Genomic DNA, 18882 nt, shown 5'->3' with positions numbered 1-18882 from the left:
CGTGGACAGCCGCCAACTCGTTCATCGGTGGAATATGGTCGAGGGTTACATGGCGCGAGCAGGGACTTCACGCGCTGTCGGTCGCACCTGCTTGGATGGGTGCATGCTGCACGGCCTCTGGACACCGGGTTCGGGTCTCATGCTGTGGGTGGAGGATCGGAATCCGGCAGCTCCGGAGCCGACGGACGCGGTCGGGCGGATGCTGGCGCGGAAGTTCCGGCATCACGTGAAGGTGCCGATGCCGACGCCGTCGGGGCCGGAGATGCTCGAGTGGGCCGCGGTTGCGCTCGCACCACCGGATGCGACGGAGTTCCTGCTGTCGGTGTCGTCCCGCGACCCCCGGATCGCCGGGGATCTGCGCTACCTCGCCCACGTCGCCCGCGGTGTCGAGCGGTGGGCACGGGCCGGGCGGGTGGTGCCCGAGGTACACCGGGCGGAGGGCGGCTGGTGGCCGCGCTGGCGGCTGCTCGGCGGTGAACGGCAGCGTGCGTGGCTCACGGAGCTGGCCGTGGCGATGCCGCCGGTCCAGCGTCACGGCACGACCCCCCGGGCCGTGCTCGACGACATGGTCACCGAGCTGACCGACCCCGTCGCCCGCCGTGTCCTCGAACGACGGCACCCGGACGATTCCGGCGGCGACGTGGATCATCCGCTGATCGACGCGCTCGTGCGGGGTGACCAGTTCGCCGAGGGCACCGCCCAGCTGTCGGGATCGCTGGACGGGTGGCGCGACAGCCTCAAGGTGGACGAGCCCGAACTGGTGCTGCGGCTCCTCGAGCCGGAAGACGTGGACGTGGAGGGGGATTGGGACCCGGACACGGTGCTGTGGCGACTGGAGGTCTGCCTTCGACCGGAAGGCGAAGCCCCGGTGCCGATTCCGTTGCACCGCACGGAGGCGAGTCGTCTGCAGATCGGGGTGCGCAAGCTGACGGAGGCCGTGGCCGCCTACCCGCGACTGCAGGACGTTCCCAGTGACCCCGACAGCCTGGACCTGATGTTGCCCACCGCCGTGGTCATCGACCTCGTCGGGCACGGTGCGGTGGCGTTGAAGGAGAAGGGCATCAGCCTGCTGCTGCCGCGGGCGTGGAGTGTGGCGTCGCCGTCGATGCGTCTGCGGGTGAGCTCGCCGAGCACTCCGGCGAGCGCGGAGAACCGGGCCGTCGGCAAAGACCAGTTGGTGCAATACAACTGGGAGCTGGCACTCGGCGACACGGTGCTCACCGCCGCGGAGATGAATCGACTGGTCAACTCCAAGAGCGATCTCGTGCGGTTGCGCGGTGAGTGGGTTCGGGCGGATCAGGAGGTGCTCTCCCGCGCCGCGCGCTACGTGGCGGAGCGGCACGCCAGCGGCGACCGGGCCATCGTGGACCTGCTGAAGGACCTGATCGCGGACGATCTGTCCGATCTTCCCGTGGAGGAGGTCACGGCCACCGGCTGGGCGGCCGCGTTGCTGGACGGCGACACGAAGCCGCAGGACGTGCCGACCCCGGACGGGTTGGACGCCACGCTGCGCCCATACCAGAAGCGGGGGCTCGACTGGCTGGTGTTCATGAGCCGTCTCGGCCTCGGGGCCGTCCTCGCCGACGACATGGGACTCGGCAAGACGCTGCAGTTGCTGGCGCTGCTGGCACACGAGAAGGCGCCCACGCCCACGCTGCTGGTGTGCCCGATGTCGGTGGTCGGCAACTGGCAGCGCGAGGCAGCGCGCTTCGTCCCCTCGCTGCGGGTGCTCGTCCACCACGGTCCGCAGCGGCTGAGCGGCGCGGAGTTCACCGCCGCCGTGACACAGAGCGATCTGGTGATCACCACGTATGCGCTGCTGGCCCGCGACGTCGCGCACCTGAAGGAGCAGGACTGGCGGCGTGTCGTGCTGGACGAGGCGCAGCACATCAAGAACGCGAAGACGTCGCAGGCGCGGGCGGCGCGGAGCATTCCGGCGGCGCACCGCGTCGCGCTGACCGGCACTCCGGTCGAGAACCGCCTCGACGAACTGCGCTCGATCCTCGACTTCGCGAACTCGGGCATCCTGGGCTCGGAGGCGATGTTCCGCAAGCGCTTCGTGGTGCCGATCGAGCGGGAGCAGGACGAGACAGCCGTCGCCCGGCTCCGCGCGGTCACGTCCCCGTTCGTGCTGCGCCGGGTCAAGACCGATCCCGCGGTCATCGCCGACCTCCCCGACAAGTTCGAGATGACGGTGCGCGCCAACCTCACCGCGGAGCAGGCCGCGCTGTACCGGGCGGTGGTCGACGACATGATGGCGCAGATCAAGGACAAGAAGGGGATGAAGCGCAAGGGCGCCGTCCTCGCCGCCCTGACGAAACTCAAGCAGGTGTGCAACCACCCGGCACACTTCCTGCGCGACGGGTCGGCGGTGATGCGGCGCGGACAGCACCGCTCCGGCAAGCTGGGGCTCGTCGAGGACATCCTGGATTCCGTGGTCGCGGACGGCGAGAAGGCGTTGCTGTTCACCCAGTTCCGGGAATTCGGCGACCTCGTCACCCCGTACCTCGCGGAGCGTTTCGGTACTCCCGTGCCGTTTCTGCACGGGGGCGTGTCCAAGCAGAAGCGCGACGACATGGTGGCCTCGTTCCAGGGCGACGACGGGCCGCCGATCATGATGCTCTCGCTGAAGGCGGGCGGGACGGGTTTGAACCTCACCGCGGCCAATCACGTCGTCCACCTCGACCGGTGGTGGAATCCGGCGGTCGAGAACCAGGCCACGGACAGGGCGTTCCGGATCGGCCAGCGGCGGGACGTGCAGGTGCGCAAGCTCGTGTGCGTCGGCACCCTGGAGGAGCGGATCGACGCGATGATCGCCACCAAGCAGGAGCTGGCCGATCTCGCCGTCGGGACGGGCGAGAACTGGGTGACGGAGATGAGCACCGAACAACTGGGCGAACTGCTCCGCCTCGGTGACGAGGCGGTGGGCGAATGACGAATCGACGACCGGGGCCGTACTTCGAGCAGTACGGCAAGCGTCGACCGGTGGCGGGCGGGCTGGAGGCACGGTCCCAGCGCGGATCGTTCGGGCGCACGTGGTGGGGCCGCGAGTTCGTGGACATCATCGAGTTCGTCGCCGACAAGGGCCGAATGAGCCGTGGGCGGAGCTACGCGCGCAGCGGTCAGGTGATCTCGCTCGAGATCGCGGCTGGGATGGTGACGGGGGAGGTCCAGGGCAGTCAGCTCCAGCCGTTCGTCGCGACCGTCTCGATCGATCGCCTCGACGACGCGGAGGTCGCGGAACTCGTCGCGCTGGTGCGTCGGCAACCCGGCAGTCTCGCGATGCTGGCGGGCGGCGGAGTTCCGGAGGTTCTCGGACCCCTGCTGCTGCCCGCGGGGGCGTCCGCGCTGAATTACGACTGCACCTGCCCGGACGACGGCTGGCCCTGCAAGCATGCGGCGGCGGTCGCGTACCTCACCACCGAACGCCTCGACGAGAACCCGCTCGAAATCCTGACATTGCGGGGCGTCGACCTGGAGATGCTGATCGACGGCGTCGGCGGCGACTCCTCCGACGCGGACGTCGACGACTGGTTCGGTGACGAGTCCCCGCTGCCCGCCCTGCCCGATGCCGACTTCCGGGCGGCGATCGACGACCTCGACCCGCTGCTGTTGCGGAAGGTGATCCGATCGGTCAGTGAGGACGAGCGGGCGGTGGACGCCGCGATCCGGGAGCTGAGAGCGCTGTACCAGCACTTCCGCTGACCGTGCGATGATGAGGACGCGGAGGCTCGCCTCGTTCCGCGACCGGGAGCTGGTCAGTCATGTTGACGGTCTACCTGCTCGGCGAACAGCGCGTATCGAACCCGGAAGATGTCAGGGTCGGCCCCATCTCGTCACGGGCGATCGCGTTGCTGGCCTACCTCGTGCTGCATGCCGGTCTCGCTCAGTCCAGGACCCGTCTCGCGGGGCTGTTCTGGCCCGAATCGAGCGAGCAGCAGGCCCGCACCAACCTCCGGCGGGAACTACACAACCTCCGCGGCCTCCTGGGATCGGACGGCGCGCTCGCGGCAGACGGGCCGACGCTCGCGTGGACGAACTCGTCGTCGTGCCGGGTGGACGTCGACACCTTCCGCAACGAACGGTCGGCCGCCGTCGCGGCCCTCGCCGATTCCGACCCACGCGCGTTTCTCGATCACGCGGACCGCGCGATCGACATCTATCGCGGCGAGCTCATGCCGGGAACCTATGAAGACTGGGTCCTCGAGCATCGCGAGGTGCTGCGCCGGCAGTGCGTCGAACTCTGCGAGGCGACGGTGCGGGTGTTGCGGGAGTCGGGTGACGTGGAGACGGCCACGGCGTGCGCACGCAGGCGTATCCAGCTCGACCCGCTGGAGGAGGTCGGGTACCGGACGCTCATGGAACTGGAGGCCGCGTCGGGCGACCGGGCGGCGGCGATGACCACCTACCACCGATGCGCGGCCGTTCTCGAGACCGAACTCGGGGTCGCGCCGAGTGCGGCGACCAGCAGGCTGTTCGACACCCTGCTGGGGGAGCACCCGAGGGTCGGTGCCGCCGCGGCTCGCCGGCCCGAACGCGTCCGGACCGCGGTGCCCGTCCTGATCGGGCGGGAGCGTGAACGCGAGGAGCTGCAACGGCGGTGGCGGCAGTCCCTCGACGGCAGGCAGGGACTGCTGCTCGTCTCGGGGGACGCGGGGGTCGGCAAGACCCGGTTGACCACCGAACTCGCGGAGATCGCCCGCGCCGACGGGGCGGTGGTGGCGTCCACGCGGTGTTTCGGACTGCCGGGCCGTGTCGCGCTGGCGCCCGTCGCCGACTGGCTGCGCAGCCCGGAATTTCGGTCCGCGATCGGGTCCCTGAATCCGTTGTGGCGGGCCGAGGTCGAACGGCTGGTCCCGAGCGCCGAATCCGGGCCGCGGCCGTCGACGTCCCGGGCGATGGTCGACGCCTGGCAGCGACACCGCTTCTTCGAGGGAACGGCGCGCGCGGTGCTGTCGTCGGGCCGGCCGGTTCTGCTCGTCCTCGACGATCTGCAGTGGTGCGACGCGGAGACCACGGCCTGGCTGGCCTTCCTGCTCTCACTCGACACCCACATGCGGGTGCTGGTGGCGGCGACCGCCCGCACGGACGAGGCGCGGTCACGCCACGATGTGCGGGAAGCGCTGGGGGCACTTCGGTCGGCGCGGCTGGTCACGGACGTCGAGGTGGACCCGTTGACGGCGGACGGAACCGCGGAGCTGGCGCGGTCCCTCGGCGGCCGGGCGCTGAATCCCGCGGAGGAAGCGGTCCTGTACGCCGCGACCGGGGGCTACCCGCTGTACGTCGTGGAGGCAGCCAGGATGGTCCCGGGCACGGATGCGGCCGGGCGCGGCGGGGGCGCCGACGACCTCGGCGAGGTGCTGCAGCGGCGGCTCGAACAGTGTTCGGAACCCGCGCGGGACGTCGCAGGCCTCGCCGCTGCGCTCGGCACGGATTTCGATCTGGACCTGCTCAGCGAGGCGAGCGACCTGGACACGGACTCTCTCGTGCAGGCGGTCGACGAACTGTGGCGGCGGAGGATCGTCCGGCCGGCGGGCACCGGCTACGACTTCGTGCACGACCTGGTCCGGGAGGCCGCGTACCGCTCGGTCAGCCCGCCGCGACGCTGGCTTCTGCATCGGCGCCTGGCGCAGGGACTCGAACTTCTCCACGCCGGCCGCACCGACGACGTGGCAGCGCACCTCGCCGAGCAGTACCGGCGCGGCGGTCGCCCCGACCGCGCGCTCCACTATCTGCAGCGCGCCGCCGAGGTGGCGGCCAGCGTGTTCGCGAACGCGGAGGCTCTGCGGCACTTCCGGGACTGCCTCGACCTTCTCGAGGCGATGCCGGTGGGCCGCAACCGGGACGCTCACGAGGTGGACGTGCGGGAGGGCATGTCGGCGCCGCTGACCACCCTCTACGGGTACTCCTCCGCCGCGCTCGAACAGACACTGGACCGCACCGTCGAGCTGGGGCAGCGGCTACGCAGGCCGAAAGTCGTGCTCGGTGCCCTGATCGGGTTGTTCGCGGCACACTTCGTGCAGGGGCACACCGCGCAGGCCCACGGCATCGGAGTACGTGCCCTCGAACTGTCCGCGGCCGATCCCGAATTCGAGGGTCAGGCGCACTTCGCGGTGGCGGGCGCCGCCCTCGGCCTCGGCAGGCCGAGGGAAGCGATCGAACATTTCGACGTCGCGCTGAGATCGTTCTCCGACGACTATTCCTTCATCCTCGGCACCAGGCTCGAGGTGCATGCCCACGCCTGGAAGTCACACGCGTACTGGATGATCGGTGACGAGCAGGAAGCGTCGCGGTCGTGCACCGAGGCCCTCGCGCTGGGCAGGACCTGCGGCCACCCCTACAGTCTCGCGGTGGCGCTGGGATACGCGTCGATGCTGTATCAGATACGCGGCGACGACGCTTCGCTCCTCGCCGCTGTCACCGAATTGCGGGAGCTGTGCGAGCGCTACCGTTTCGCCTACTACAGCCAGTGGTCGCAGATCCTCGAAGGCCGGCTCCTCGGCGGCGAACCGGGAATCGCGAAGATCCGCGAGGGGCTCGCCGAGTTGCGGCGGCAGCGGGCATTCGCGCGCATGCCCTACTGGCTCTCACTGCTGGCGGAGGTCCAGATCGACGTCGGCCGGTGCGACGCGGCCCGCGCCACGCTCGATGCCGCCCGGATCGCCGCCGAGCAATACGACGACCGCTGGTGGTTGCCGCAGGTACTGCGACTACGTGCGGGCGCCGGACCGTTCGCGGGCGGCGCGTCGGCGCGAACGGTGCGCGAACGCCGGATTCCTACGGTGTGAATTACCAGGTACGGCCCGTTCCGGGGGCGTACCGATCCGAGGAGAAGGTCATGAGTACCACCACCACGAATTCGACACCGTCGACGACGACACCGCCGCCCTACGCGGAACTGGCCGCAGCGCTGCGCGGAGAGTTGATCACCCCCGACGACGCCGGCTACGACGACGCGCGTGCGGTGTACAACGCAATGATCGACCGCAGGCCCGCGGCCATCGCGCGGTGCGCCAACGCCGCGGATGTCGTCGCGTGCGTGAAGTTCGCGCGGGAGCATCACGTCGAGCTCGCGGTTCGCGGCGGAGGACACAATGCGGGAGGCCTCGGCGTGTGGGACGACGCCCTCGTGATCGATCTGTCGGGAATGCGCGGAACCACGGTCTCGCCCGCCGATCAGACCGTCCGGGTGGACGGCGGGTGCACCTGGAGCGACGTCGACCATGCCACCGTGCCGTTCGGGATGGCCACTCCGTCCGGGTTCATCGCGTCCACCGGTGTCGGCGGGCTGACGCTCGGCGGCGGAATCGGGTACTTGACGCGCCGTTTCGGTCTCACCGTGGACAACCTGCTCAGCGCCGACGTCGTCCTCGCCGACGGCACCCTGGTGACGGCGAGCGAACGATCGCACCCGGACCTGTTCTGGGCGCTGCGCGGCGGCGGCGGAAACTTCGGTGTGGTCACGTCGTTCCAGTTCGCGTGTCACGAGATCGGCGACCACGGCACCGTCGTCGGCGGGCCGGTGCTGTACGACCTGGAAGACGCCCCCGACGTGATGCGGTGGTACCGCGAACTCCTGCCGTCGCTGCCCGAGGAACTAAACGGCTGGATCGGGCTGCTGACCATTCCGCCTGCGCCGCCGTTCCCCGAGGAACTGTGGGGGCGCAAGGCGTGCGGCATCGTCTGGTGTTACACAGGCGACCCGGGCAAGGCCGACGCGGTTCTCGAACCGATCCGCGACTTCGGAAACCCGCTGCTGGTCGGACTCCACGAAATGCCCTTCACCGCATTGCAATCCGCCTTCGACGGACTGTACCCGGCCGGGTTGCAGTGGTACTGGCGCGCCGACTTCGTCCGGGAGATCTCGGACGACGCCATCGACATCCATCTGGAGTTCGGCCGTCAGCTGCCCACCGGGCATTCGACGATGCACATGTATCCCATCGACGGCGCGGCGACGCGGGTCGCCGAGGATGCCACGGCGTTCGCGTATCGGGACGGCGGCTGGGCCGCGGTGATCGTCGGTGTCGACCCCGATCCGGCCAAAGCCGAGGTCATCACGGACTGGGCCAAGCGGTACTGGGAGGCCCTCCACCCGACGACCGCGGGCGGGGCGTACGTCAATTTCATGATGTCCGAGGGCGAGGACCGCGTGCGTGCCTCCTACCTCGGCAACTATGACCGGCTCGCACAGGTGAAGGCGAAGTACGATCCGGACAACCTCTTCCACGTGAACCAGAACATCCGTCCCGCGGTCCGGTCGGAGCAATAGGCGCGGCCGTATGGATCCGGTGCAGGTGTGGGCGGTGGCATGGCCCGTCCTGATCGCCGCGGCAGCGGGCCTGCTGGCCGTCTGGGCGGTACTGGCGCTCGTGCTGTGGCGATCGAGACCCGACGGCACCGGGCTCGGGGAGACGATCCGGGTGCTGCCGGACCTGCTCCGTCTCCTGCGCCGGCTCGCCGCCGATCCGGACCTGCCCCGGGGCGTGCGCGTCCGGCTCGTCCTGCTGCTGGCCTACCTCGCGGTTCCGATCGACGTGATACCCGATTTCGTCCCCGTCATCGGGTACGCCGACGACGTGATCGTCATCGGCCTCACGCTTCGTTCGGTGGTGCGCCGCGCAGGTCCGCAGGTCGTGGCGCGGCACTGGCCGGGTACCCCTGAGGGGCTCGAGACCGTGCGCCGGGTAACGTGCCTTTCCACCTGCTCGTGACGTCCGGACCGAGAGGATCCCGCCATCAGTACCTCCCGAGACGACCTGCCCGCGTTCACGTACCCCGAGGTGGGTGCGAGCCGCGACGTCCCCTTCCCCGCGGGATATCACCATCTGACCGAGCGGAAGGTGATCGGTTACGGGGCAGACGCATTCGACGCAGCCGCCACCTGCCTGTGCACCTGGGGGATGCACCGCGGCGCCGGGATCGACGTACGGGCCGACGCGCCGGCGGCCGCGCCCGGCACGTCGGTCGAACTGCGATGGGGCATCGGTCCGCTTCGGCTGACGTTCTCGTGCCGTGTCGTCTACGTGCTCGACGAACCGCACCGCAAGGGATTCGCCTACGGGACGCTGCCGGGCCACCCCGAGCGCGGCGAGGAGCGATTCGTCGTCGAACAGCGGCCGGACGGCACCGTGCTCGCGACCATCTCGGCGTTCTCCACACCGGATCGGTGGTTCACCCGGCTCGGTGGACCCGCCGGCCGGGTCGTGCAGAAGGTGATGACGCGCAAGTATCTGGAGGCGTTGGCCGAGGCCGCACGGTAGGCCGGAGCGTCCGGATCACGTATTCTCGTGGTTGGACCGGACCGGACGGGACCTTTGCAGTCCGACTGCCTGATCCGATGTGTCCCACCACTGACAGAGCTGGAGCCGCCGGAATGATGCCCGTACATCTACGCGACAGCGTGATTCCGAAGCACGAACAACTCCGTGCCATCCTGCTGCACAAGTGCACCAAGGAACTTCAGCCCGGCGACCTGATGACGAGTGAACGAAAGCTGATGCAGGACTACGGCGTCAGTCGCATCACGGTTCGTGAGGCGATCGGGCAGCTCGTCAACGAGGGTCACCTGGTGCGGGTGCGTGGCAAGGGCACGTTCGTGGCGCATCGTCCGGTGCAGTCGAAACTCCACCTGGCCTCGTTCACGGAGGAGATGCGGGCACAGGGGCACAAGCCGACGACGGTGGTGCTACAGAGCGAGGAGGACGCGGCGCCGGAGTCCACTGCGAAGGCGCTGCGCATCGCACCGGACACCAGCGCGTATCACGTCAAACGGTTGCGGCTGGCGGACGGCGAACCGGTCAGCGTCGACGACGGCTGGTTCAATGCGGCACTGCTTCCCGGCCTGCTGGACCTCGACCTCACCGGCTCGATCTACCGGGCGACCGCCGACAAGTACGGCATGCCGATCGACCGGGCGGAGCAGACCGTGAGCGCCGACGGGGCGAGCCAGGAGATCGCGACGTTGCTCGGCATCAAGAAGGGCGCCCCGGTGATGTACTTCGACCGCGTGTCCTTCAGCGGTCCCACACCGGTCGAGCACACCCGCAGCTGGTACCGGTCCGATCGCTATCAACTGCAGATGGAAGTTCAGGGGGAGCGGGCTCAGCGCAGCGTCTGAGCCACGAATACGACCGCGGTGTTCCCTCCGCGTCGTCAGCATTTGCTGAAGTGCGCCTCGATCACGCCCGTGCCGACCCGCCCCACGTCGAAGTTTCTACGGCGCCGTCCAGTCGAACAGGGCGTCGCCGGTGGCCACGTCGGATCCGATGGTGTCGGTGGACACCGAATCCGACTTGGAGTCCATGACGACGACCGGGCAGATGGCGGAGTATCCGGTGCCGTCGATCTCGGTCGGATCGAATCGCACCACGGGGTCGCCCGCGTCGACGTCGTCGCCTTCCGCTGCCAGCAGGGTGAACCCTTCGCCCTTCAGCTTCACGGTGTCGATTCCGAGGTGCACCAGCACACCGCCGCCGGCCGAGCCCAGGATGACGAACGCGTGCGGGTGCAGTTTGAGGATCTTGCCCGAGATCGGCGCGAGCACGTCGAGGGCGCCGCGGTCGCGCGGCGGATCGATCGCGACTCCGGAACCCACCATCTGTCCGGCGAACACGGGGTCGGGCACGTCGGCCAGGGCGAGCACGCGGCCGGGCAGTGGAGCTTGCACGGACAGGCTCACAGGATGTCCTCGATGTCCTCGGCCAGCGTGTCCGCCTCGGGGCCGACGATGACCTGGACGACGCTGCCCGCCTTCAAGACGCCGTGCGCGCCCGCGGCTTTGAGTGCGGCCTCGTCGACCTTGGCCCCGTCCTTGACCTCGGTGCGCAGGCGGGTGATGCAGGCCTCGATCTCGACGATGTTGTCGGCACCGCCGAGGCCGCTGATGATTGCGTCCGCTTTGGACATCGGTTCTCCCTCGTAGTTCGTGTTCGAGCCGCAGGTGAATGGTGCCGGATGGGTTAGCTGGATCACATTTGCCTGTTGACATCCTGTGCTCACCTGGTCAAACTAGCAACTGGTTATGACCGGACAGTACCCGTTGGGGTGCTGGTCCACAATAGTTTGCCCGAAGCCGCACGACGCGCTCGCCGCCACCGGTTTCGGGACTCACCAGACGCCGATTCGGCGACCGAAGCGCACAGAGAAGGCCGATATGACTGTCGTAGACAGCCCGAAAAAGGAATCAGCGGTGTTTGCCGGGTTACAGCGCCTCGGGCGCAGCCTGATGCTGCCGATCGCGGTACTTCCCGCGGCCGGCATCTTGCTGCGGCTCGGCCAGGACGACCTCCTCGGCCGATTCGACTCGATGCACACCGCCGCGTCCGTCATCTCCGCAGCCGGCCAGGCAGTGTTCACCTGGCTGCCCCTCATCTTCGCGGTGGGCATCGCCATCGGATGGGCCAAGAAGGCCGACGGTTCCACCGCCCTGGCCGCAGTGGTCGGATACATGGTCATCAACGGCGTGTTCGAGGCCATGTCGCCGGTCGTCCTCGAAGGCAAGACCGATCCGAACGGCGACCAGGCGCTGATCAACTACGGTGTGCTTGCAGGCATCGTGATGGGTCTGCTGTCCGCGATTCTGTGGCAGCGATTCTACCGCACCAAACTGCCCGACTACCTCGGATTCTTCAACGGGCGCAGGCTCGTTCCCATCCTCACCGCCGTCACCGGTCTCGTCGTCGGCGTCCTGATGGCGTTCCTGTACCCGGCCTTCAACTCCGCACTGACGTGGGTGGGCGAGTCCGTCGCCGAGAACTCCGTCGTCGGTGGCGGCATCTACGGCATGGCCAACCGCCTGCTCATCCCGACCGGACTGCACCACATCCTGAACTCCACCGTGTGGTTCCTCGTCGGCGACTACCAGAACGCGAGCGGTGAACTCGTCCGCGGCGACCTCAACCGGTTCTTCGCCGGCGACCCGAGCGCAGGCATCTTCATGACCGGCTTCTTCCCGATCATGATGTTCGCCCTTCCCGCTGCCGCACTGGCGATCTGGCGCAACGCCCGGCCGTCGCAGAAGAAGGTCGTGGGTGGCATCATGCTCTCCACCGCGCTGACGGCGTTCCTCACCGGCATCACCGAGCCCCTCGAATTCGCGTTCATGTTCGTGGCCTGGCCGCTGTACCTGATCCACGCGTTCCTCACCGGCACGTCGATGGCGCTCGTCAACGCGCTCGGCATTCACGACGGATTCACGTTCTCCGCAGGCTTCTTCGACTACGTGCTCAACTTCGGCAAGGCCACCAACGCGTGGATGCTGATCCCCATCGGGCTCGGGTATGCGGTCATCTATTACGTCCTGTTCAGCTTCGTCATCAAGAAGTGGAACCTGCGCACTCCCGGTCGGGAGGACGACGCGGAAACGAACGCCGACACCGAAAAGGCAGGTCAGTGAGCATGGCTACACGAACGGTCCTCATCGGTTCCAAGGTCGGACTGCACGCCCGCCCCGCTGCGCAGTTCACCCAGGCCGCCGCGGCGGTACCGGTGGCAGTGCAGATCGCGGTAGGCGAGTCCGCGCCGGTGGACGCAGGCAGCATGCTCGCGGTGATGACCCTCGGCGCCGAATTCGGTACCGAGGTGACGATCACCGCGGAAGGGGAGGGCAGCGAGGAGGCTCTCGACCGCCTCGCAGACCTGCTCGCCTCCGACCTCGACGCCGCCTGATGTCGACGGCTACGGAAGTTCTCGTGCACGGCCTCGGGGTGAGTCCGGGACTGGTCTGCGCACCCTGGCTCGCGTTCGGGACACCGGTCGCGACGTCGGCCGAAGACCCTGTAGGCGAATCGATCACGGCCGAGGCCGCCCGTGTGCGGGACGCCCTGGCGACCGTGTCCGGCGACCTCGAAGCCCGCGCCGCCCAGGTGGACGGCGTCGCGTCCGAAATCCTGCTCGTGTCGGCGGCCATGGCCCGCGACCGGGGAATCGTGGCCGCCGCCGAGGAGAACCTTCGCGCCGGCATGCCGACGGCACACGCCGTGAGCGTCGCGTTCGACGGTTACTGCGCCAAACTCGAGGCCCTCGGTGGGTACCTGGCCGAGCGCGTCGCAGACCTGCGTGACCTCGGGCATCGCGCGGTCGCGGTGCTGCTGGGAGTGCCGATGCCCGGCATCCCCGATCCCGGGTACCCGTTCGTTCTCGTCGCCCGGGACCTGTCGCCCGCGGACACCGCGATGCTCGGCGGCAGCGACGTGGTCGGTCTGCTCACCGCCGAGGGCGGGCCGACGAGTCACACTGCGATCCTGGCGAAATCGCTCGGCCTGCCCGCGATCGTGAACTGCGCCGACCTCGACCTGTTGGTCGAGGGAAGGCCGGTGGTGCTCGACGGGACGACCGGCGAGATCGTCGTCGACCCCGGCGACCTTCGGCAGGCAGAGGTGGCCGAGCAGCTCGCGGAGGCGCGAGCGCGGGTCGCGGCCACGAGCGGACCCGGCCGCACCCGGGACGGTGCACATGTCGGACTGCTCGTCAACATCGGCACCGTCGACGACGCCACCCGCGCCGCCACCGCGGATTCGGAGGGTGTCGGGCTGTTCCGCACCGAGTTCCTGTACCTCGGCAGGCAGATCGCGCCCACCCTCGACGAACAGATCGCCACCTACACGTCGGTGCTGGAGCAGTTCGCGGGACGCAAGGTGGTGGTCCGGACACTCGACAGCGGTTCCGACAAACCACTGCCGTTCCTCGACCTCGGCGCGGAGGAGAACCCGGCACTCGGCGTGCGGGGGCTGCGGGTCGGCGCCGTCTACCCGGACGTTCCGGCCACTCAGTTGGAGGCGCTCGGCGCCGCGGCGGCCGTCACCGGCGCGGACCTGTGGGTGATGGCGCCGATGGTGGCGACGGCGGAGGAGGCGGAGGGCTTCGCCGCGCTCGCCCGCTCCCGCGGTATCGCCACGGTCGGGGCGATGATCGAAATCCCCTCGGCAGCACTGCGTGCGCGTGACCTGCTCGAGCACCTCGATTTCGTCAGTATCGGGACCAACGACCTGAGTCAGTACACGTGTGCCGTGGACCGGATGGCAGGCAGTCTCGCCCCACTGCTCGACCCGTGGCAGCCCGCGGTCCTGGACCTGATCGGCCTGGTCGGCGCGGCAGGAGCGGAAGCAGGCACACCCGTCGGCGTCTGCGGGGAGGCCGCGTCCGATCCCGCGCTGGCGCCGGTGCTGGTCGGGCTGGGCGTCACCAGCCTGTCGATGGTGGCCCCGTCGCTGGGTGCCGTGCGTGCCAGTCTGGCCGACACCGACCTCGGCCTGTGCCGGGAGATGGCGGCCGCCGCACGGCGCGCACGGTCCCCGCAGGCCGCACGATCGGCGGTCGCCGCTCTCGCGTCCGGGGCGCGTCGATGATCCTGCGGGGCAAGGTCGTCGTGGAGGACGGCGTCATCGCCGACGGTGTGGTGACCACCGACGGCGACCGAATCTCCTGGGTCGGGTCCGCGGCGCAGTACCGCGGACAGGTGCCGCTGCCGGAACCGAATTCCTCGATACTGCTGCCCGGTCTGATCGACCTGCACTGCCACGGCGGTGCCGGTGCGGGGTTTCCCAACACCGACGCCGACGGGGCGAGGCAGGCCGCGGACCATCACCGCGAGCACGGCACCACCGGACTGCTCGGCAGTCTCGTCTCGGCAGGGGAGCAGGACCTGCTCCGGCAGGCCGGGATTCTCGCCGATCTGGTGGAACGCGGTGAGCTCCTCGGGATCCACCTGGAGGGTCCGTTCATCTCCGGTGCCCGGTGCGGTGCGCAGGATCCCGCGTCCGTGATCCCCGGCGATCCCGTTCTCTTCGAAAGGATCTGCGACGCCGCGCGTGGCACCGTCCGGTCGATGACGCTCGCGCCGGAGACTGCGCACTTCGGCGAACTTCTCGCCGCGATGCGCCGGCGTGACGTGCTACCCAGCCTCGGACACACCGACACCGACGCGGCGACCACGTCCGCGAGGATCGCCGACGCCGCCGGCGGCCCACTGACCGCCACCCACCTATTCAACGCGATGCCGCCGCTGCATCACCGCGCGCCGGGACCGGTGGCCGCGTTCCTGGCAGCGGCCGGCCGCGGCGACATCGTCGTCGAATTGATCGCGGACGGAGTGCATCTCGCGGCCGAGACCGTGTCCATGGTGTTCGACACCGTCGGGCCCGACCAGATCGTCCTCGTCAGTGATGCCATGGCCGCCACCGGTGTCACGGATGGCGACTACCAGCTCGGGCCCCTGGACGTGCGCGTCTCGCACGGTGTGGCCCGGCTCGCGACCGCCGACGGGTCCGAGGGGGCCATCGCGGGCGGCACCGCACGGCTGCTGGACGTGGTGCGCACCGCCGTTGTCGACAGCGGCATCGGACTCGTCGACGCCGTCGCGTCCGCCACCAGGACTCCGGCCCGGCTGCTCGGCCTGGAGTCCGACCGCGGCACCCTCGCCCCGGGCCGCCGCGCCGATATCGTCGTGACCGATCACCAACTGCGCCCCCGCGGCGTGTTCGTCGGCGGAATGCCCGCCGAAACGGAAGGACTCGCATGGAAATCGTAATCCGGCAGACACCGTCGGAGGTCAGCTCGACCGTCGCGGACATCGTCGAGGGATACGTACGACGCGGTCCGGCGACGCTGGGCCTCGCGACCGGCTCGTCCCCGCTCGGGAGTTACCGGGAACTCGCACGCAGGCACCGTGAGTCCGGACTGGACTTCTCGGACGCTCGGGCCTTCCTGCTGGACGAGTACGTCGGACTTCCGAAAAGCCATGACCAGTCGTACTTCTCGGTGATCCGCTCGGAGTTCGTCGACCACGTCAACCTCGACACCGATCGCGTGCTCAGCCCGAACGGCGAATCGCCCGACATCGCGGAGGAAGGTGCGCGGTACGACGCAGCCATCGCCGAGGCAGGCGGCGTCGACGTCCAGCTTCTCGGCATCGGGACGGACGGCCACATCGGCTTCAACGAGCCGGGCTCCGCGCTGACCTCACGCACCCGCGTCAAGACCCTCACCGAGCAGACCCGCCTCGACAACGCGCGGTTCTTCGATAGCGTCGACGACGTCCCGCACCACGTCCTGACTCAGGGGCTGGGTACCATCGGCGAGGCCCGGCACCTGGTGATGATCGCGTTCGGCAAGGGCAAGGCCGAGGCGATCGCCGCAGCCGCGGAAGGTCCGCTATCCGCGTTCTGCCCGGCTTCGGTGATGCAGCTGCACCGGCACGTGACCGTCGTGATCGACGAAGCCGCAGCGAGCAAGCTGCAACTCGCCGACTACTACCGGTATGCGCTGGAACACAAGCCTTCCTGGCAGTCGTTCTAGATGACACCCGTACTCGAATTGGCGGTCCAGGACGTCGCGGGCGCCCGGATCGCACGACGTGCCGGCGCGGTGCGCGTCGAGTTGTGCACCGCACTCGGCGCGACCGGCGGGTTGACGCCGAGCATCGGGACGATCGAAGCGGTTGCGGCCGAGGGGATCGCGGTGCACCCGCTGATCCGTTGCCGGCCCGGCGGATTCGTCTATGACGCCGACGAGATCGCGGTCATGGCTCGCGACATCCTGGCCGCGGTGAACGCAGGCGCCTCCGGGGTCGTGCTCGGCGCACTCACTCCCGACATGTCCGTCGACCGCGACGCTCTGCGCCGCCTGCTCGACGGCATCGACCCGTATGCGGTCGAGGTGACGTTCCATCGTGCGATGGATGTCGTCGCCGACAGGGCGACCGCAGTCGACACGCTCGCGCGGTCGGGCATCGTCCGGGTTCTCACCTCGGGCGGAGCACCGCGGTGCATCGACGGTCTCGAAGCCCTGTCCGGCATGGTCGCTCACGCGCACGGGCGGATCCAAGTGATGGCCGGTGGCGGGATCCGCGTCGAGGACATCGCCGCCGTCGCAGGCACCGGGGTCGACGCCGTGCACCTCTCCGCCCGCCGCACCGTCGCCGACAACGGCGGACCGGGCGGTGGGTCCGGCGGTTACGACGCCGTCGACGAAACCCTCGCCCGGGCAGCGGCGGCGGCGCTGGGGCGCTGACTTCGGTGGCTCCCTGTTGCCTCATGTCACGATGCCCGCGAAGTCTGATTCGTTGACTCATCCAGAAATGCCCCTGTGGCAGCGGCTTCTCTCGTTGGTGTGTTCGGGGCGGTGACGAGGGCGATGAGCTCGGTGGTCAATGCCTGTATTTGACGTTGGACGGCGGTGGGGTAGATCGGGAGTATCTGTCGGCGAGGATTGCTTGTCCTCTCCGGTGACGGCCTCGTGCTGGTCTGCACGCCGATGCGGAGTGGTGGCGATCTCGTACTTCTTGATCACCTTCGCGCCGTCACGTTCTTTCGACACCAGTTTCTGCGGCAGGTAGAAGGAGTTTGTCAGCTGCGACTGCAGCACCCAAATCGGATTGAGCAGCAACAACTCTGCAGAGGTGACCGCTGCGCAGGCATTCTCGGGTGAGGCGACGGATGGACTACGCGGGGCATCTCTGAAGAGTCAACGCGGACTTGCCACGGGGTAGGGGCTGTTGTTATTATCGAACATAGATTCGAATAACCTTGGGGGAGGTTGGTTGTGGGGGCATTACTTCTCGAGGAATTGCGCGCATTCACGGCACGGTTGCAATGTGCCGAGGCGGCAAGTGGCGATGCGGGATTGGGCATCGATCTGCTCGACGCGATCGAGACTTTGAAATCGGTCGGGTGCGCGGCGCAGGCGGTGATCACCGACGACGTCGCCACGAGTATCCGCGCGGACCGCAAGGCTGCCGGGTTGCCGCGGGCGGAGTGGGACCGCGGCATCGCCTCGCAGATTGCGTTGGCGCGCAGGGAATCCCCGAACCGCGGCGGCCGGCATCTGGGTTTTGCGCAGGCTCTGGTGCACGAGATGCCGCACACCCTGGCGATGTTGCAGACCGGCCGGCTGAACGAATGGCGAGCCACCCTGCTAGTGCGCGAAACAGCCTGCCTGTCCGCGGCCGATCGGGCGATCGTGGACCGCCGGTTGTGCTCGGACCCGGCCACACTCGACGGCGCCGGCGACCGCGGTCTGATCGCACGGGCGAAAGCATTGGCGGTGGAACTCGATGCCGCGGCGGTCGTGGCCCGGCATCGCAAAGCGGTGTCGGAGCGTCGGGTGACGACACGGCCGGCGCCGGACTCGATGGCCTACCTGAGCGTGTTGATGCCGGTCGAACAGGCGGTGTGTTTGCAGGCCACGCTGGGACGGGACGCGGACAGTCTCATCGCGACCGGGAACAGCCGTGGCCGCACCCGCAATCAGCTGATGGTGGACTTGTTGTTCGACCGCGGCACCGGGCACGCGGTGGCGTCGGGGGTGCCGGTGGCGGTGAATCTGGTGCTCTCGGACGAGACTCTGCTGGCGGTTGGGCACGAGGCCGCGCAGTTGCAGGGGTTCGGGCCGGTGCCGGCGGGAATCGCGCGGCAGTTGGTGGCCGACGCCGTCGATCGTGACACCGAGACGTCGCTTCAGCGGGTGTATTCGTGCCCGCAGTCAGGTGCGTTGACGGCGATGGAGTCGCAGTCGCGCACGTTCCCGAAGGGCCTCCGAAAGCTGATCGACCTGAGGGATCGGACGTGCCGCACCCCGTGGTGTGACGCGCCGATCCGGCATCACGACCACATCCGGTCACGCCGAAAGCACGGGGCGACCAGCGTGTACAACGGGTCCGGGCTCTGCGAGGCGTGCAATTACGCGAAGGAAGGCGACGGATGGTCCGCCCGCCCCGTACACAACCCCGGCGGCACCCACCTCCTCGACCTGGGCACCCCGACCGGGCACCACTACAGGTCTGCGGCCCCGCCGCTCCCGGCCGCCGCGCGGCAGTCGGAGGTCGAGGCGGTGCTCATCGCACAATTGCGTGCGTCTTGACCCGGCGGCCACGGGATTCGTCGT

16 protein-coding genes are annotated in these 18882 nt (G+C 68.9%); 14 read left to right on the top strand and 2 right to left on the bottom strand.

The features are described from left to right. Positions 1 to 103: 103 nt before the first annotated feature. The 7 genes from PSR88_RS07885 to PSR88_RS07855 all read left to right on the top strand — a co-directional run bounded on the left by PSR88_RS07885 (position 104) and on the right by PSR88_RS07855 (position 10120). Positions 104 to 2935, top strand: coding sequence for a DEAD/DEAH box helicase (locus PSR88_RS07885; RefSeq protein WP_029539437.1), 2832 nt, complete (start codon positions 104 to 106; stop codon positions 2933 to 2935). Next, complete coding sequence (locus PSR88_RS07880) at positions 2932 to 3705, top strand: SWIM zinc finger family protein (RefSeq protein ID WP_016883066.1); 774 nt, start codon at positions 2932 to 2934, stop codon at positions 3703 to 3705. The genes PSR88_RS07885 and PSR88_RS07880 overlap by 4 nt, the downstream gene beginning before the upstream one ends. A gap of 59 nt (positions 3706 to 3764) precedes the next feature. Next, positions 3765 to 6788, top strand: coding sequence for an ATP-binding protein (locus tag PSR88_RS07875; protein ID WP_016883067.1), 3024 nt, complete (start codon positions 3765 to 3767; stop codon positions 6786 to 6788). A gap of 50 nt (positions 6789 to 6838) precedes the next feature. Then, a complete protein-coding gene (locus tag PSR88_RS07870) occupies positions 6839 to 8272 on the top strand; it encodes an FAD-binding oxidoreductase (protein ID WP_029539438.1) in 1434 nt (477 codons plus the stop codon). Positions 8273 to 8282: 10 nt separating this feature from the next. Further along, positions 8283 to 8714 (top strand): YkvA family protein, encoded by a 432-nt coding sequence (locus tag PSR88_RS07865; RefSeq protein WP_011594522.1) that lies wholly within the window; start codon positions 8283 to 8285, stop codon positions 8712 to 8714. Between the two features lie 69 nt (positions 8715 to 8783). Continuing rightward, positions 8784 to 9263: a DUF1990 family protein gene (locus PSR88_RS07860; protein WP_009474239.1), complete on the top strand. Its 480-nt coding sequence runs from the start codon at positions 8784 to 8786 to the stop codon at positions 9261 to 9263. Positions 9264 to 9376: 113 nt separating this feature from the next. Then, positions 9377 to 10120 carry a GntR family transcriptional regulator gene (locus tag PSR88_RS07855; protein ID WP_016883069.1) on the top strand — a complete coding sequence of 248 codons (744 nt, stop codon included), beginning with the start codon at positions 9377 to 9379 and terminating at the stop codon, positions 10118 to 10120. A 96-nt stretch (positions 10121 to 10216) separates the two neighbouring features. Here PSR88_RS07855 and PSR88_RS07850 read toward each other — a convergent pair whose 3' ends face one another. Together PSR88_RS07850 and PSR88_RS07845 are read right to left on the bottom strand one after the other, a co-directional pair. Continuing rightward, positions 10217 to 10681, bottom strand: coding sequence for a PTS glucose transporter subunit IIA (locus tag PSR88_RS07850; protein ID WP_011594521.1), 465 nt, complete (start codon positions 10679 to 10681; stop codon positions 10217 to 10219). Then, positions 10678 to 10908 carry a glucose PTS transporter subunit EIIB gene (locus PSR88_RS07845; RefSeq protein ID WP_005563039.1) on the bottom strand — a complete coding sequence of 77 codons (231 nt, stop codon included), beginning with the start codon at positions 10906 to 10908 and terminating at the stop codon, positions 10678 to 10680. Before PSR88_RS07845 ends, PSR88_RS07850 begins: the two co-directional genes overlap by 4 nt. Positions 10909 to 11155: 247 nt before the next feature. On the opposite strand from PSR88_RS07845, the gene PSR88_RS07840 reads away from it, so the two are divergent. The 7 genes from PSR88_RS07840 (at position 11156) to PSR88_RS07810 (ending at position 18858) form a co-directional block, all read left to right on the top strand. Then, entirely contained in the window at positions 11156 to 12397 is a 1242-nt protein-coding gene (locus tag PSR88_RS07840; RefSeq protein ID WP_050787260.1) for a PTS transporter subunit EIIC, read from the top strand. A gap of 2 nt (positions 12398 to 12399) precedes the next feature. Continuing rightward, on the top strand, positions 12400 to 12669 hold the full coding sequence (locus PSR88_RS07835; protein ID WP_037197193.1) for an HPr family phosphocarrier protein: 270 nt from the start codon (positions 12400 to 12402) through the stop codon (positions 12667 to 12669). Next, complete coding sequence (gene ptsP / locus PSR88_RS07830) at positions 12669 to 14348, top strand: phosphoenolpyruvate--protein phosphotransferase (RefSeq protein ID WP_016883071.1); 1680 nt, start codon at positions 12669 to 12671, stop codon at positions 14346 to 14348. The genes PSR88_RS07835 and ptsP overlap by 1 nt, the downstream gene beginning before the upstream one ends. Further along, positions 14345 to 15529, top strand: coding sequence for an N-acetylglucosamine-6-phosphate deacetylase (locus tag PSR88_RS07825; protein ID WP_029539439.1), 1185 nt, complete (start codon positions 14345 to 14347; stop codon positions 15527 to 15529). Before ptsP ends, PSR88_RS07825 begins: the two co-directional genes overlap by 4 nt. Further along, entirely contained in the window at positions 15517 to 16296 is a 780-nt protein-coding gene (gene nagB, locus PSR88_RS07820; protein WP_011594517.1) for a glucosamine-6-phosphate deaminase, read from the top strand. The genes PSR88_RS07825 and nagB overlap by 13 nt, the downstream gene beginning before the upstream one ends. Beyond that, complete coding sequence (locus PSR88_RS07815; RefSeq protein WP_016883073.1) at positions 16297 to 17010, top strand: copper homeostasis protein CutC; 714 nt, start codon at positions 16297 to 16299, stop codon at positions 17008 to 17010. It abuts the gene before it with no gap. A 531-nt stretch (positions 17011 to 17541) separates the two neighbouring features. Further along, a complete protein-coding gene (locus PSR88_RS07810; protein WP_342338067.1) occupies positions 17542 to 18858 on the top strand; it encodes a DUF222 domain-containing protein in 1317 nt (438 codons plus the stop codon). Positions 18859 to 18882 lie beyond the last annotated feature (24 nt).

Source organism: Rhodococcus sp. DK176 (assembly GCF_038447315.2).
Classification (GTDB): domain Bacteria; phylum Actinomycetota; class Actinomycetes; order Mycobacteriales; family Mycobacteriaceae; genus Rhodococcus_F; species Rhodococcus_F jostii_A.
Note: the sequence above shows the minus strand (reverse complement) of the source record. Positions and strands in the feature narration are given on the sequence as shown.

Coding starts and splice junctions, on each gene's coding strand:
- nagB (WP_011594517.1), top strand. CDS start 15,517: ATGGAAATCGTAATCCGGCAGACACCGTCGGAGGTCAGCTCGACCGTC.
- PSR88_RS07865 (WP_011594522.1), top strand. CDS start 8,283: ATGGATCCGGTGCAGGTGTGGGCGGTGGCATGGCCCGTCCTGATCGCC.
- PSR88_RS07855 (WP_016883069.1), top strand. CDS start 9,377: ATGATGCCCGTACATCTACGCGACAGCGTGATTCCGAAGCACGAACAA.
- PSR88_RS07845 (WP_005563039.1), bottom strand. CDS start 10,908: ATGTCCAAAGCGGACGCAATCATCAGCGGCCTCGGCGGTGCCGACAAC.
- ptsP (WP_016883071.1), top strand. CDS start 12,669: ATGTCGACGGCTACGGAAGTTCTCGTGCACGGCCTCGGGGTGAGTCCG.
- PSR88_RS07840 (WP_050787260.1), top strand. CDS start 11,156: ATGACTGTCGTAGACAGCCCGAAAAAGGAATCAGCGGTGTTTGCCGGG.
- PSR88_RS07870 (WP_029539438.1), top strand. CDS start 6,839: ATGAGTACCACCACCACGAATTCGACACCGTCGACGACGACACCGCCG.
- PSR88_RS07885 (WP_029539437.1), top strand. CDS start 104: ATGCTGCACGGCCTCTGGACACCGGGTTCGGGTCTCATGCTGTGGGTG.
- PSR88_RS07825 (WP_029539439.1), top strand. CDS start 14,345: ATGATCCTGCGGGGCAAGGTCGTCGTGGAGGACGGCGTCATCGCCGAC.
- PSR88_RS07875 (WP_016883067.1), top strand. CDS start 3,765: ATGTTGACGGTCTACCTGCTCGGCGAACAGCGCGTATCGAACCCGGAA.
- PSR88_RS07835 (WP_037197193.1), top strand. CDS start 12,400: ATGGCTACACGAACGGTCCTCATCGGTTCCAAGGTCGGACTGCACGCC.
- PSR88_RS07815 (WP_016883073.1), top strand. CDS start 16,297: ATGACACCCGTACTCGAATTGGCGGTCCAGGACGTCGCGGGCGCCCGG.
- PSR88_RS07880 (WP_016883066.1), top strand. CDS start 2,932: ATGACGAATCGACGACCGGGGCCGTACTTCGAGCAGTACGGCAAGCGT.